Raw genomic sequence first — 12,942 nt, 5'->3', positions numbered from 1 at the left:
AGTATGACCGACTCACTCGCGAGGTGCCTCGTTATCGGCGGAAGTCGGTCAGCGCGTGTATTCCAGCCAGCGGAAGCGCAGCCCGCTCTTCTCCGAGGTCTGCCAGGGCTCGTCGGACTTCAGGTTCCATTCGGGGCCGATCTCGGGAGCAAAGGCATCACCGGCGATGTCGAGGTCGACCTCGGTCACCAGGAGATGCGTCGCGAATGGCAGTGCAGCCGAATAAATTTGCCCGCCTCCGACGACAAATACGTCACCGTCCGGCAACGCCAAGGCGTCGTCCAGCCTGTGGACTACCTCGGCGCCTTCGGCTTGCCATTGCGGATCGCGCGTGACGACGATGTTCCGACGTCCGCTGAACGGCCGGAACTTCAGCGGAATGGAGTCCCAGGTGCGCCGTCCCATGATCACCGGATATCCCATGGTGACGCGTTTGAAGTAAGCCATGTCCTCGGACACGCGCCACGGGATCGTGTTGTCGACGCCGATGACGCCGTCGTGGGCCTGCGCCCAGATGAGGGTGACTGTGCGATCGGTCATCGTCAGACCGCTACCGGCGCTTTGATCGCGGGGTGGTGCTGATAATCGACGATCTCGACGTCCTCGAAGGTGTAGTCGAAAATGGAGTCGCGTTTGTTCAGCTTCAAGGTCGGCAACGGAAGGGGCTCGCGACCGAGCTGCTCGGTGACCTGGTCGACGTGGTTGTCGTAGATGTGGCAGTCACCGCCGGTCCAGACGAACTCGCCGACATCGAGTCCGGCCTGCTGGGCCATCATGTGGGTGAGCAGCGCGTAGCTGGCGATGTTGAACGGAACGCCGAGGAACATGTCGGCGCTGCGCTGGTACAGCTGGCAGGAGAGCTTGCCGTCGGCGACGTAGAACTGGAAGAACGCGTGGCATGGAGCCAGCGCCATCTGCGGAATGTCGGCGACGTTCCACGCCGAGACGATGATTCGCCGCGAATCGGGGTTGGAGCGCAGGGTCTCGACGGTCTGCGTGATCTGGTCGATGTGCTCGCCCGAAGGGGTGGGCCAGCTACGCCACTGGACGCCGTAGACGGGGCCGAGTTCGCCGTTCTCGTCGGCCCACTCGTCCCAGATGGAGACGCCGTGCTCGTGCAGCCACGCCACGTTGGAGTCGCCGCGCAGGAACCACAGGAGCTCGTTGACGATCGACTTGAGGTGGACCTTCTTGGTGGTGACGAGCGGAAAGCCGTCGGCAAGATCGAAACGCATCTGGTGACCGAAGATGCTGCGGGTGCCGGTTCCGGTTCGATCGGATTTGGCGGTACCCGTCTCCATGACGAGCCGGAGGAGGTCTTCGTAAGCAGTGGAGACAGTCACGGGAATCAGTCTAGGGCCTGCCTTGCTGTGCGCCTTTATTAACCTCCGGCGGTTAATAAAGGCGCACGGCAATATAGCCTCGGCACATGCGCGAACTCTTGGTGATCGGTATCGGTGCGGGTGATCCCGACCAGGTGACGGTTCAGGCGATCAAGGCTATGAACAGGGCCGATACGTTCTTCATCATCGGAAAGGGTGACGAGAAGCAGGCTCTGGTCGACTTGCGAACCGGCATCCTCGACGAGCACGTTCACCTCGACTACAAGGTGGTCGAGATCACGGACCCGCCGCGGGACCGAACCCCGACCGATTACGAGGGGGTTGTCGAGGACTGGCACGAGCGTCGGGCCGCGAAATTCGAAGCGGAATTCGCGGCCGAACCTGGCGTCGGAGCGATTCTCGTCTGGGGTGATCCCTCCCTCTACGACAGCACTCTGCGGATCGTCGAGCGGGTGCTCGCTCGCGGGAGAGCGACGTTCGACTACTCCGTCATCCCGGGAATCACCAGCGTGCAGTCGTTGGCCGCACAGCACCGAATCGTCCTCAACCGAATCGGCGAACCCATCCACATCACGACCGGCCGCAAACTGGCCGAGGGATTACCCGACGGCGTGGACAACGCCGTCGTCATGCTCGACGCGCATTGCACCTTCACTCAGGTGGCCGAAGACCATGCCGAAATCTGGTGGGGGGCATACCTCGGAACCGCGGACGAGGAGTTGATTTCCGGCAACCTGCGCGACGTCGAAGATCGGATCGTCGCGCGCCGGGCGGAGCTGCGCGAGAAGCACGGTTGGATCATGGACACGTACCTCGTTCGGCGCTGACACCGACCGCGGATTCGCGGCCTCGATCCTGCGCTCTTGATCCCGAACGACGGTCTGCGCACCTATGATCTGCGCATGACATCGTTCGGGCAGGACCGACTGCAGTCGATTCTGCCCGCGCCGCGTGGCCGTGAAAAATCAGCTGTGAAGTCGGCTTTCGACCTTCTCGTTCAGTGGTATCGGCGTCCTGATCAATTCGACAGTTTCAATCGATACCTCGCCACGAAGGGCCTGGAGCTAGCCGTCCGATTGCTGGTCATCGGTTCCCTGACGACGGTCATCGTTGCGATGACTCTGCTGCGCTTCAGCGACGCGGGCGTGCACAACCACGTCACCAGCGTCGTCAATGCCGTCATCATCGGAGTCACCGTCGCGGTGATCGTGCTCTTCTGCCTTCTGCCCGAAATCACGCGTCGGTGGTCGTACTTTTTTGTCGCCTACTGCGAGGTCGGCGTATTTGTCGGTGTGTTCTTGAACAACGACCCCTTCATCGGGTTGATCCAGTGCGTGCTCTTGATACTGATCGGTGGTTACATCGCGTATTTTCACAACGCGAGACTCCAGGCGATTCACATCGCCCTGTCCATCGTGGTTCTGGCAGTGGTCGGCCGAAAGGTCGCGGTCTACGCGGATCCTGCGTTGGCCACCGCACTGTGTCTGATCATCGCCACCGGGATCGTGGTCATCCCGTTCGCCTGCCAGTTCGTCCTCTCACTTCTCGGCTCCGACGCGGACAGCTCGGATGTGGATCCGTTGACCGGCCTTCTGAATCGGCGCGGGCTGCAGCGAGCTGTTGTCGAAATGGGGGCAACGGGGCATGCGTCGAGCAAGTCGTCGTATGTCGTCGCGATCATCGATGTCGATTCGTTCAAGAGCGTCAACGACTCGCGGGGGCACGAAGAAGGCGATCTCGTACTTCGTCAGATTGCTGATCGACTGCGGTGGTGCGGCGGCGAGAAGGCGCTCTTCGCCAGATTCGGTGGGGACGAGTTCGTCTTGGTGGACACGATCGACGTCGGTGCAGCGCCCGCATTCGAGGACAATCTGCGAAGGCACCTGCGAATCGACGATCGTGATCCGGCGGTGACGACCAGCGTCGGAGTCGCGATCACCTCTGCCGAATGGTCTTCGATCATTTCCGACGAGGAATTGACGGAACTGTTTCGAGTAGCAGACGCCTCGATGTACCGCGCGAAGGCCGCCGGCGGCGATCGAGTTGTGATGTGGGACGGCAAACAGTGAGAATTGTCTGATTGCGGGGAGTTGACTGGATTACCCTGACCCTATGGAATCTGCCGAGAGTGTGGAGCGTTCGGACGCCGTCGCGTCTCAACGACCGCTCTCCGGCCCCGCATTCCGGCTGATCTCTTCTCAACTTGTCGATTGGTATCGGCGTCCGGACCAATTCGACACCTTCAATCGCTATCTCGCGGACAAAGGGTTGACCGTCGCCTCGCGGTTTCTTGTCGTCTGCTCGTTGGTGCTGGTCACCGTGATCATGTTCTTGACTCGCTTCAGTCCACAGGGACCGACCACTCCGCACGCGCGCACCGCGAACGCAGTCATCATCGTCATAACCGTGATGATGGCCGTCGCCCTCTCGACGAGGCGCAACCTCTCCCGTTCCTGGTCATACGCCTTTGTGCTCTATTCGGAAGTGGGAATAGCGGCCGCAATGCTGTTGTATTCCAATCCACTTGCGGCACTGGCACATGCCGTGATGTTCTCGGTGATCGGCGGATACATCGCGTTCTTCCACAATGCTCGAATACAGAGCCTTCACATGCTGTGGGTATTCGTCGTAGTCATCGGCATTGTGACGCGCATTTCCGTTGTCGAGAACTATTCGGATGTTCCGGTTCTGATCGCTTTGACAGTTCTCGTCGGCGCGGCGATCTACGTGATCCCCTTTGCCTGTCAGTTCATCTTCTCCATCCTCGGCACCGATGCGCTGAATTCGCAGTTGGACCCACTGACCGGACTACTCAACAGGAGGGGACTGGCCGACGAGGTGCGACTGCTACTGGAGCGGTCGTACGCGAATTCGGCGCTTGTCGTTGTCGCCGCTGTCGACATCGATCGATTCAAGACCATCAACGACGAATATGGGCACACAGTCGGGGACGCTGTGATCGAGAAGGTCGGATCGAGACTGGTCGAATGCGCCGGCCCGGCGGCCTTGATCGCACGGATCGGCGGCGACGAGTTCATCATCGTCGATTCGGGCGATCAACGCTCGGTCGATCGACTCGAACAAGAACTTCAGCGATCAACGGTCACTGCTCCCGACCATTCCGAGGTCGCCCTGAGCGTCGGAATCGCGAAGGTCGCAGGTCCTTTCGAATCGCCGGACGATGCACTCATCGCCTATCCCACTTTGCTGCGACGTGCAGATCGCGCGATGTACGCAGCGAAGGCGCGCGGTGGACACTCGGTGGTTCTGCTGACCGAAACGGACTGAGCACACGGTGAGTGTCCGTGGTCGGCGTTAGTCTGATGCCATGCCTGAACTACCCGAGGTGGAATCGCTGGCAGGGTTCCTTCGTCAGCACGCGGTCGGCGCAGTAGTGGGACGCGTCGATATCGCTGCATTGAGTGTGCTCAAGACCTTCGATCCGCCGATCACGGCTTTGCAAGGGCGTGACGTCACGGGCGCCGCCCGCTTCGGGAAACATCTGGCTCTGGATTGCGACGGGTTGTGGTTGGTCACGCATCTCTCCCGTGCCGGTTGGATGCGGTGGCTCGATAATCCGTCGCCAACGCCGCCGAAGCCGGGGAAGGGGCCGTTGGCGCTGCGCGTTCATTTCTTCACACCTGAAGGGTTGACGCCGGCATTCGATCTCACCGAAGCCGGCACCAAGAAACGCCTCGCCGTGTGGGTGGTGAACGATCCGCAGGAGGTTCCGGGCATCGCCCGGTTGGGGCCGGACGCGATGGCTGTGACAGAAGCTGAGTTCGCAGAGATTCTGGGCGGGACGTCGGCGCGGATCAAGAACTCGATAGTCGATCAGTCGCTGATCGCCGGCATCGGGAACGCCTACTCGGACGAGATCCTCCACACCGCGAAACTTTCGCCCTTCGCGACCTCGTCGAGGCTGACGCCGGAGCAGATTTCGACGCTGTATGCCGTGATGCGGTCCACGCTGGCCGACGCGATCGAGCGTTCGGAAGGTCAGGACGCGGCCCGACTCAAAGGTGAGAAACGCTCGGGAATGCGAGTACATGCGCGCACCGGACTTCCTTGTCCGGTGTGCGGTGACGTCGTACGCGAGGTGTCGTTCGCGGAGCGTTCTTTTCAATACTGTGCGACGTGCCAGACAGGCGGTAAGCCGTTGGCGGACAGGCGAATGTCGAAACTGCTCAAGTAGCGAACTGCGCCGCGAGTAATTCGACGAATTCGCGGGCGAGCGCCGACGAATGGGTGGGTTCGGTAATTGCGTGGACGATCCGATGCGGGGCATCGGTGATCGGAATACAGACCAGTTCGGGATGTAGGGCGCTCATGGACTGGGGGAGCAAACCGACACCCAGGCCGTTGGCAGTCAGTGAACAGATCAGGTCCACCGAGTTGGCTTCGAGCGTTTTTCCGCGTGGGACCTGTGATTCGGCGAAGGCTTGGTCGGTTTGGACACGGGCCTCGCTGCCGGAGGCGAAGTCCACGAGAGTGTGATCCCGTAGGTCTTCGAGTCTGATCGACGAGGCCTGGGCAAAGGGATGGTCGGGAGCAACAAACGCTGCGGTGGGCTCACTCCACAACGGTGCGGCGGCAAAGCTCCTGGGTAAGCGGCCTGCGGCCAATCCGACGATGCCGACGTCGATTGCGCCGGACCGGACTCCTTCGATAACTACTTCACTGCCGTACGGTCGCGCGGTGATGTTGATTGCAGGGTGGCGGCGTGTCAGATCTGCCAGCGCACGGCCGACGTCGACGCGCCCCGCCGAGGTAATGGTGCCGACCGTCAGCCGCACTTGCTCGTTGCTCCGTGCCGAGACATCACTGACCAGTCTCGACACGGCGCCGAGCACCTCACGGGAGCGGGCGACAAAAACCTCCCCGGCAGCAGTCAGGCCGACGTTTCGACTGTTGCGGTTGAATAATTCGACTCCCAGTTCCTTTTCGAGGTCTCTGATCTGGGCACTCAACGCGGACTGTGAAACGTGCAACCGCGCGGCAGCACGGCTGAAGTGTCTGTCTTCCGCGACTGCCAGGGCGTAGCGGATGTGACGTAGTTCCATTGCACCAATCTATCGCTTCTGGAGATAGATCATGCATATCTATCTATTGGACGCACGTCGGTGTGGGCGGTCATGCTTGACGACATGATTTCAAGCGACGCGCGTCCGAGGCTCGGACTACCGATAGTGCTGCTGATGGCTGCAGCGACGGGTCTGTGCGCGGGCGGTAACTACTTCAATCAGCCACTTCTCGATTCCATCTCGGATCACTTGAACGTCTCGGCATCCGCAGCGGCCGCGACGGTGACCATCGCACAGGTCGCGTATGCACTCGGATTGATACTTCTGGTTCCGGTAGGCGACATGGTCGACCGACGCAAGCTGACGGTAGGGCTCATGCTGCTGGCGGCTACCGGTCAAGCGGTCAGCGGATTTGCGCCCAACTTTGCCACGCTTGCCGTGGGAATCGCAGTGGCAGGGGTCTTTTCGGTTGCTGCCCAGGTGCTGATTCCGTTTGCCGCCTCACTGGCCGAACCTGAGAGGTCCGGTCAGGTGGTCGGAACGATCATGAGCGGACTGCTGATCGGAATCCTGTTGGCGCGCAGTGTTGCCGGCGTCCTCTCCGGGCTGGGAGGTTGGTCGACGGTCTACAAGGTTGCGGCGGTTCTGATGGTGGTGATGGCCGTGGCACTGTGGCGATCTCTGCCTTCCGATTCCGCCGATCGACCGAAGGCAAGCTACGGGGCGACGCTCGCGTCGGTAGGGAAGTTGGCTGCGACCTTGCCGCGCCTGAGAACTCGATCGGCCATGGGCGGGCTGGCTTTTGCTGCCGTCAGCACAGTCTTCACGACAATGGCCTTTCTTCTCTCCGGCGAATTCGGCTACAGCGATACTCAAATCGGCCTGGTCGGACTACTCGGCGTGGCGGGAGCGTTGATGGCGACCGTGGCGGGCAGACTGGCCGATCGGGGACTGGGTCAGGTGGCGACGGGCGGAGCTATCGCGATTCTGTTGGTGTCGTGGCTTCCCTTTGCCTCCGGTGCCACGCATATAGTGTGGTTTCTTGTTGCCATCGTTCTTGCCGACCTCGCGCTGCAGGGAGTGCACGTCAGCAACCAGAACGTGATCTACGCCCTTGTCCCCGAAGCGCGTTCGCGTGTGAACTCGGTGTACATGACCACCTACTTCGTGGGTGCCGCCGTGGGCTCGGCTGTGGGGTCGATGGTGTGGAAGTCGTACGGCTGGAACGGAGTATGCATCGCCGGGTTGGTCTTCTCCGTTGCAACGGCGTTGGTGTGGATGCACGATCGCCGGCTGGAAAAGGCTGAACTGCGAATCCCGGAATCCCTTGTCTCGGTGGGATAGGCACCCGCACCTTCTCGGATCCCCGCACCTGTCAGATTTCGGCGCCTGTCAAATTTCGGTACCGTCCACCAGGATCTTGCCGACGCGTTCGGGATAGAACGACACGTGGTTGTCGATCCCGGACGCTTCGGCGGTGGTGAACGGATAGAACCACGCCAGATCCGCGATCGGTGCGAGTTCGGTTGTGCCGGTGAAGGACAGATACGACGCAGTGCCCTTGTACGGGCAGGCCGTGGTGGTCGGGGACGGCACAAAGTACTCGCTGCGAACGTCGATTCTCGGAATGTAGTACCGCGTGGGCAGTCCGGTTTCGAACAGCAGTCTGGGTCGCGTCGTCTCGGCGACCAGTACGTCGCCGACAAAAACCTGGACGTGTCGGGACGAGGGGAGTGCGTCGATACGTACGTATGGATCGCGGGCGTGGACAAAGACCTGTTGATCCTCCTCGTACCAGGCGTCCATCCGATCCCAATAGAACGCGACGTACTCACTCAGGTCCAGGGAACCTTCGAACTGTTCAGGGTAGGACCAGACGGCGTCCTCGGCCCGGCGATCCCCGATCTCGATCGTCCAATAGGTGGCGTCACCTTTCCATGGGCAATGGGTGGTCGTCGACGTCGGGACGAGGAATTCGGTGCGAACGTCCGCGCGAGGGATGTAGTACATCGGCAGGCGGCCGCGTTCGAAAAGGTACACCGAACGAGTGGTGTCCGCGACGGCGTGACCAGCGAAGAATGCTCGAATTCGGCGGGGGTTCGGCTCCAGTGCGATCCGCCCGTTGGATGCTGTGATCTGTGTGTCTTCTGCGTGAGTCAGTGCTGTGGACATTCGCGAATGCTCCTGAGATCGGCAGGGTGGTCCTTCCCATCCTGCGCTCGGCAGCAGCTATTTGACAGGTTGGAGTCGAAATACGCGGATCTGGCGCCCGAATGCTCGATCGGCGTAGGTTTCGTACGGCGGCCACGTTGTGGTCGCGAGCTTCCACAACTTCTTACGCGTGGCGCCCTCCGCCAGACTCGCACCGACCGGTATTTCGACGCCCTTCACTGTCACGATTGCGGTGGGGTTTGCCATCAAATTGAGTGTCCACGCTGGATGCGTATCCTGCCCCCAGTTGGATCCGACGACGACAAACGCATCGCCGTCGGGTGCGTACAGAAGTGGCGTGGTGCGAGAACGGCCGGTCTTGCGGCCAGTGGTGGTGAGCAGTAGCTGGGTCACGGTGTTCTCGCCGACGAGTGAGAGCTTGCCGCCCGACACTCTCTGCACTGCTCGATCGAGCGGAACCAGATCCTTGCCGAGATCCGAGAACCATTGTGTATGGCCGACATTGCGCATCAATGACCGGTAGATATTGCGCATAGGACCCCTCGGTTTCTCGGCACTGTTTCGAGGCTGGTGCACCTCGACTCGAAAGAGTCTGCCACGTCAGGTCACAGATACCGGAGTCCCAAGGTCCCGAAAGGAATGAAGCGGTCAGCCGAATTCGGTTTTGGTGGAGTGGAATTGGGGCATACCTCCGAAACCGTTCGTGTGCGCGCGTTGGACGGCCATTGGAAGGTCAAGCCTCCGTGGTCAAGCCGCCGAGGTCAAGACTCCGAGGTCAAGCCTCCGTGGTCAAGACATCGGGCTCTAGCCACTCGACGCCGAGCAGTTCGGACAGCGACCGCAGACCGGATCGATCACCACCTTTCAGACCTGTAACCGAATTGAGATTGCGCAACATAACCGTGGCGACGTCCTCTTCCTTGGTGCCCACGCCGAAGGGTATGACCCATGGACACGTCTGGTAGTCGCGGTGTGACCGACCGAATGTCTGTTCTGCCGCGATCCCTGAGTATCGCGGTTGATGAAAGATTCCCGTCCGTGGCAACGAGGACGCGTGAGTGCCGTCGGGGAGTGCTTCGTTGGCGTGGAGCGAGATCGAGGTCGTGACATTGAAGACGATGACCGGTGCATCCCCGCGTTGAAACCGCAGACGTTGACCTTCCTTGTCCGGCACCGCGCCGAACAGTTTTGCCACCGAGATCCCGGCGTCTTCGATCATCTCGACCAGTGGATCGCCTGCCGTGGAGACGAATTCGACGGCCACCAACACCTGCTTGCCTGCCTTGACCTGCGCCTGCGCCCACTGGGCCGTCGACTCGGCGCGGATCATGCCCGCCTTCTGTCGATAGCGCAGAACAAGCGCACGGCCCCGCGCGATGTTGCGGCTCTTGCGGGCCAATCCCATTTCGTAGGCGTACTCGGCCCACTCGGTCTCGTACTCGGCGCGCTGGGCATGCGTGAGGTCGATCGGCATACCGTCGAGCGGAACGGGTCCCCACGGAGTCGGTCGATGAATCATCAAGGGCGGTTTGCTGTTCGACATCCATCCACGCACGGTCTCGAGCGCCTGGGATTGCAGGGTCGCTGATTCCTTCGCCTCTGCGCTCCACGTCCACTTCCCGTAGGACTTGTCCAGCGGAAGGCCGGACTCGACAAGCCTGGCACCCAGGTCGGACCAGTACTCCGAAGGTTCTGAATGCAGCTGCGCAAAAAGCGGCGCCAGGTAACGCTGATCTGCCGGCGTATGTCCCGGTGTTGCTGTCACGGACAGGACGAACGGCGCTTGCTCGTGTGAATTGGAAAAGCGCGCAACCTTCTCGAAGGCAGCTGTGCGCTGTGTGTCGTTGCTGTACAGCTGGGCCTCGTCCGCGATCACCACACCGAAGGTGTACTTGGGACGGCCGTTTCGCGCGATCAGCTTCTTCAATTGGTCAGGCGACATGATCAGCCAGCGGAATCCGCCGTCGCCCACCGATGCGATGGAATAGCGCCAATGCGGAATGGTGATCTGTGCGGGTCGATCGACGAGGACGAGGATGTTGGTTTCGCCGCGTTCCTCGGCAATCGTCTTGGCCGACATCACTGCGATCAGCGTCTTACCCAGGCCGGCATTGTCTGCCAACAGAAATCCGCGTTTGCCGGCCCGAGCAGCGTCGACGACGGACGCAGCCCCCGAAACCTGCTCGGGCCGAGGAATTTTGGGTGCAGCAACCGGGCGTTCGCCGGTGCTGTCATTGATGTCGTCCTCGACCCACTGCTGATACGAGAAGGGGAGTGCCTTGAACGGAGCGAGTTCTACAGGCAACTCCGTGCCGACCCACGCGTAGCTCTTCCATTTCTTGACGAACTGCGCACCAGGCGCCGGCGTCCGAAAGGGTACGTCGAGAAGCCAGACTCGTTCGCCCGGAGCAGCTGTCGGAACGTCGGGCATCACAGCGCGTGATCGTTTCTTTGCGACAGTCTTCTTTGCGGCGGTCTTTTTGGTTGCACTCTTCTTGGGAGCAGCCTTCTTCGGTGCAGCCTTCTTTGCGGCAGCCTTGCGTGCCGTGGTTGCTTTGCGTGGTGGCATCAGGCGGTTTCTGCTGTGAGGAATTCACGCAGCGTGAGCGCAGGCCGGCCGACAAGGTCCTCCACGGTGCTCGTGATCATCGCCAATTCACCCTGCGCGATTGCGGTGTACGTCGACACCCAAGCATCGAGCTCCCAATCGGGTGCGTTGTACGACGCCCGCGACTCGTAGGCTTCCTCGAGCGTTTCCTCGACGTACGTGGTCCGCTTGCCGGTGACCTCGGTGATGATGCTCGCGGCCTCGGAGAGCGTCAGTGCCTCGCGTCCGGTCAGGTTGTACGTCTGTCCGACATGAGAATCCAGATCCTGCAGAACCGACACGGCGACGGCAGCAATGTCGGACCGCGCTACCGCGCCGACAAGACCGTCACCTGCGGGTCCGCGGATCACACCGTCTTCACCGGCGAGAGCGGGTAGGAAATCGAGGTAGAAGCTGTCGCGCAGGAAGGTGAATGCGAGTCCGGAAGCGCGGATATGTTCCTCGGTGATCCAGTGATCGCGAGCGAGCGTGAACGTCGCGTCCGGAGCGGCACCGAGGAAAGACGTGTAGACGATGTGCCTGACCCCGGCCTCCGCTGCGGCGTCGATGAAGGTGCGGTGCTGATCCAGGCGATCTGCGCTTTCGGCCGCCGAGACCATGAAGAGGGTGTCGATTCCGGCCAGAGCCGCGAGAGCGCTCTCCTGATCCCCGTACGTGGTCTCGGCCGAATCGGCACCGGGGAGCTGCGGTAATCGGTTGACCGAACGCGCGATCAGTCGCTGCGGGACACCGGCGTCGGCCAACGACTGGGCCACCAGTCCGCCGATATGGCCGGTAGCGCCGGTGACGGCGATCCTCGCAGACCGTGAATCTACGGACATGGTGCCCCTCCTTCGGTCGGTGTGCATCCCATCTTGCCGGAACCCACTCCCACGTCAGGTCACGACGCGACGATTACACCGCGAGCCACCGACAGAGCGTCGGACAAAGCTGTCCTGGTGTTGTCGTCGAGGGGCAGCAGGGGCCGGCGGGGAAGGCCGGCGTCGACGCCGAGAAATTCCAACCCGGCTTTGACCGTCGACGGCAGTCCGCGACTGACGAGGACCTTCAGTAGTGGCTCGATCTGTTCGAACACAGCGGCGGCACCCGACCGATCACCGGATTCGAGTAGACGCCAGAAGTGCACCACCTGTTCGGGGGCCAGACACGGTGCTGCCGTGCACCATCCGCTTGCGCCTGCAGAGAAAGATTGCAGTGCAAGAGGATTGCTGCCGTTGAAGAAGGGGATAGTGCCACCACTCAGTTCGTTGATGCGGTTCATGCGGGTGATGTCGCCGGTGGATTCCTTGATCATCGTGATGCCGTCGACGGTGGAGACGAGGTCGACGAGAAACTCCGGCGACATGTCGATCCCTGTGGTCGCGGGATTGTTGTAGATCATCGTGGGAATGTCGACGGAATCGGCGACCGCACTGACGTGTTCACGAATCTCCTGCTCACCCAGATGCCAGTACGACGTGGGGAGGATCATCATTGCGTCGGCACCGGCGTCTGCCGCGATCGATGCTCGGCGGAGTGCTCCCGCCGTCGTCAGATCCGACACTCCGACGACGGTGGGGACTCGTCGGTCGACGTAGTCGACAGTTTCCCGGGCGACCGACTCCCATTCGGCGTCGTCGAGATAGGCGCTCTCGCCGGTGCTGCCGAGTGGGGCTATCGCGTCGACACCACGGCTGATCATGCTGTCGAGGAGCGTGTGTAGCGGCTTGGGATCGAATGCTCCGGTGTCCCGGTCGAACGGGGTGATGGGGTAGGCGACGATTCCCTTGATTGTGCTGCTCATGGGGTTCTCTGT

Annotated in this window: 13 protein-coding genes; 5 read left to right on the top strand and 8 right to left on the bottom strand. The window is 61.4% G+C overall.

Features of this window, described 5'->3' with window-relative positions:
* Positions 1–48 precede the first annotated feature (48 nt).
* Both ABX74_RS07225 and ABX74_RS07220 read right to left on the bottom strand, forming a co-directional pair.
* Complete coding sequence (locus tag ABX74_RS07225) at positions 49–540, bottom strand: dihydrofolate reductase (RefSeq protein WP_047888499.1); 492 nt, start codon at positions 538–540, stop codon at positions 49–51.
* A gap of 2 nt (positions 541–542) precedes the next feature.
* Positions 543–1,343: a thymidylate synthase gene (locus ABX74_RS07220; protein WP_003946427.1), complete on the bottom strand. Its 801-nt coding sequence runs from the start codon at positions 1,341–1,343 to the stop codon at positions 543–545.
* A gap of 86 nt (positions 1,344–1,429) precedes the next feature.
* On the opposite strand from ABX74_RS07220, the gene cobF reads away from it, so the two are divergent.
* The 4 genes from cobF to ABX74_RS07200 all read left to right on the top strand — a co-directional run bounded on the left by cobF (position 1,430) and on the right by ABX74_RS07200 (position 5,538).
* Positions 1,430–2,170: a precorrin-6A synthase (deacetylating) gene (gene cobF, locus ABX74_RS07215; RefSeq protein WP_019744783.1), complete on the top strand. Its 741-nt coding sequence runs from the start codon at positions 1,430–1,432 to the stop codon at positions 2,168–2,170.
* Between the two features lie 75 nt (positions 2,171–2,245).
* The gene (locus tag ABX74_RS07210; protein WP_223257852.1) at positions 2,246–3,412 is read left to right on the top strand and encodes a GGDEF domain-containing protein; all 1,167 of its coding nucleotides are present in this window, start codon (positions 2,246–2,248) and stop codon (positions 3,410–3,412) included.
* 43 nt (positions 3,413–3,455) lie between these two features.
* Complete coding sequence (locus tag ABX74_RS07205) at positions 3,456–4,631, top strand: sensor domain-containing diguanylate cyclase (RefSeq protein WP_019744781.1); 1,176 nt, start codon at positions 3,456–3,458, stop codon at positions 4,629–4,631.
* Between the two features lie 40 nt (positions 4,632–4,671).
* The gene (locus ABX74_RS07200) at positions 4,672–5,538 is read left to right on the top strand and encodes an Fpg/Nei family DNA glycosylase (RefSeq protein WP_047888497.1); all 867 of its coding nucleotides are present in this window, start codon (positions 4,672–4,674) and stop codon (positions 5,536–5,538) included.
* On the opposite strand, the gene ABX74_RS07195 is transcribed toward ABX74_RS07200, so the two are convergent.
* A complete protein-coding gene (locus tag ABX74_RS07195; RefSeq protein WP_047888496.1) occupies positions 5,531–6,406 on the bottom strand; it encodes a LysR family transcriptional regulator in 876 nt (291 codons plus the stop codon). The genes ABX74_RS07200 and ABX74_RS07195 overlap by 8 nt on opposite strands.
* 72 nt (positions 6,407–6,478) lie before the next feature.
* Between ABX74_RS07195 and ABX74_RS07190 the strand changes: the two genes are divergently transcribed.
* Positions 6,479–7,711, top strand: coding sequence for an MFS transporter (locus tag ABX74_RS07190; protein WP_041815142.1), 1,233 nt, complete (start codon positions 6,479–6,481; stop codon positions 7,709–7,711).
* Between the two features lie 48 nt (positions 7,712–7,759).
* Here the strand turns inward: ABX74_RS07190 and ABX74_RS07185 are convergent, their stop codons facing one another.
* From ABX74_RS07185 to ABX74_RS07165, 5 genes are all read right to left on the bottom strand, one after another.
* On the bottom strand, positions 7,760–8,539 hold the full coding sequence (locus tag ABX74_RS07185) for a DUF427 domain-containing protein (protein WP_047888495.1): 780 nt from the start codon (positions 8,537–8,539) through the stop codon (positions 7,760–7,762).
* A 57-nt stretch (positions 8,540–8,596) separates the two neighbouring features.
* Positions 8,597–9,073, bottom strand: coding sequence for a nitroreductase/quinone reductase family protein (locus tag ABX74_RS07180; protein WP_019744776.1), 477 nt, complete (start codon positions 9,071–9,073; stop codon positions 8,597–8,599).
* A gap of 241 nt (positions 9,074–9,314) precedes the next feature.
* The gene (locus ABX74_RS07175; protein WP_047888494.1) at positions 9,315–11,108 is read right to left on the bottom strand and encodes a DEAD/DEAH box helicase family protein; all 1,794 of its coding nucleotides are present in this window, start codon (positions 11,106–11,108) and stop codon (positions 9,315–9,317) included.
* Complete coding sequence (locus ABX74_RS07170) at positions 11,108–11,968, bottom strand: SDR family oxidoreductase (RefSeq protein ID WP_047888493.1); 861 nt, start codon at positions 11,966–11,968, stop codon at positions 11,108–11,110. The genes ABX74_RS07175 and ABX74_RS07170 overlap by 1 nt, the downstream gene beginning before the upstream one ends.
* Positions 11,969–12,027: 59 nt before the next feature.
* The gene (locus tag ABX74_RS07165) at positions 12,028–12,930 is read right to left on the bottom strand and encodes a dihydrodipicolinate synthase family protein (protein WP_047888492.1); all 903 of its coding nucleotides are present in this window, start codon (positions 12,928–12,930) and stop codon (positions 12,028–12,030) included.
* Positions 12,931–12,942 lie beyond the last annotated feature (12 nt).

The organism is Rhodococcus sp. ARP2 (assembly GCF_001029585.1).
GTDB classification, from domain to species: Bacteria; Actinomycetota; Actinomycetes; order Mycobacteriales; family Mycobacteriaceae; genus Rhodococcus_F; species Rhodococcus_F erythropolis.
The sequence above is the reverse complement of the archived record's forward strand: the minus strand, read 5'-3'. Positions and strand labels throughout refer to the sequence as shown.

What these genes read in the sequence shown, in the direction of transcription:
- ABX74_RS07225 (WP_047888499.1), bottom strand. Translation starts at nt 540, where the DNA reads ATGACCGATCGCACAGTCACCCTCATCTGGGCGCAGGCCCACGACGGC.
- cobF (WP_019744783.1), top strand. Translation starts at nt 1,430, where the DNA reads ATGCGCGAACTCTTGGTGATCGGTATCGGTGCGGGTGATCCCGACCAG.
- ABX74_RS07210 (WP_223257852.1), top strand. Translation starts at nt 2,246, where the DNA reads ATGACATCGTTCGGGCAGGACCGACTGCAGTCGATTCTGCCCGCGCCG.
- ABX74_RS07205 (WP_019744781.1), top strand. Translation starts at nt 3,456, where the DNA reads ATGGAATCTGCCGAGAGTGTGGAGCGTTCGGACGCCGTCGCGTCTCAA.
- ABX74_RS07200 (WP_047888497.1), top strand. Translation starts at nt 4,672, where the DNA reads ATGCCTGAACTACCCGAGGTGGAATCGCTGGCAGGGTTCCTTCGTCAG.
- ABX74_RS07195 (WP_047888496.1), bottom strand. Translation starts at nt 6,406, where the DNA reads ATGGAACTACGTCACATCCGCTACGCCCTGGCAGTCGCGGAAGACAGA.
- ABX74_RS07190 (WP_041815142.1), top strand. Translation starts at nt 6,479, where the DNA reads ATGCTTGACGACATGATTTCAAGCGACGCGCGTCCGAGGCTCGGACTA.
- ABX74_RS07185 (WP_047888495.1), bottom strand. Translation starts at nt 8,539, where the DNA reads ATGTCCACAGCACTGACTCACGCAGAAGACACACAGATCACAGCATCC.
- ABX74_RS07180 (WP_019744776.1), bottom strand. Translation starts at nt 9,073, where the DNA reads ATGCGCAATATCTACCGGTCATTGATGCGCAATGTCGGCCATACACAA.
- ABX74_RS07175 (WP_047888494.1), bottom strand. Translation starts at nt 11,108, where the DNA reads ATGCCACCACGCAAAGCAACCACGGCACGCAAGGCTGCCGCAAAGAAG.
- ABX74_RS07170 (WP_047888493.1), bottom strand. Translation starts at nt 11,968, where the DNA reads ATGTCCGTAGATTCACGGTCTGCGAGGATCGCCGTCACCGGCGCTACC.
- ABX74_RS07165 (WP_047888492.1), bottom strand. Translation starts at nt 12,930, where the DNA reads ATGAGCAGCACAATCAAGGGAATCGTCGCCTACCCCATCACCCCGTTC.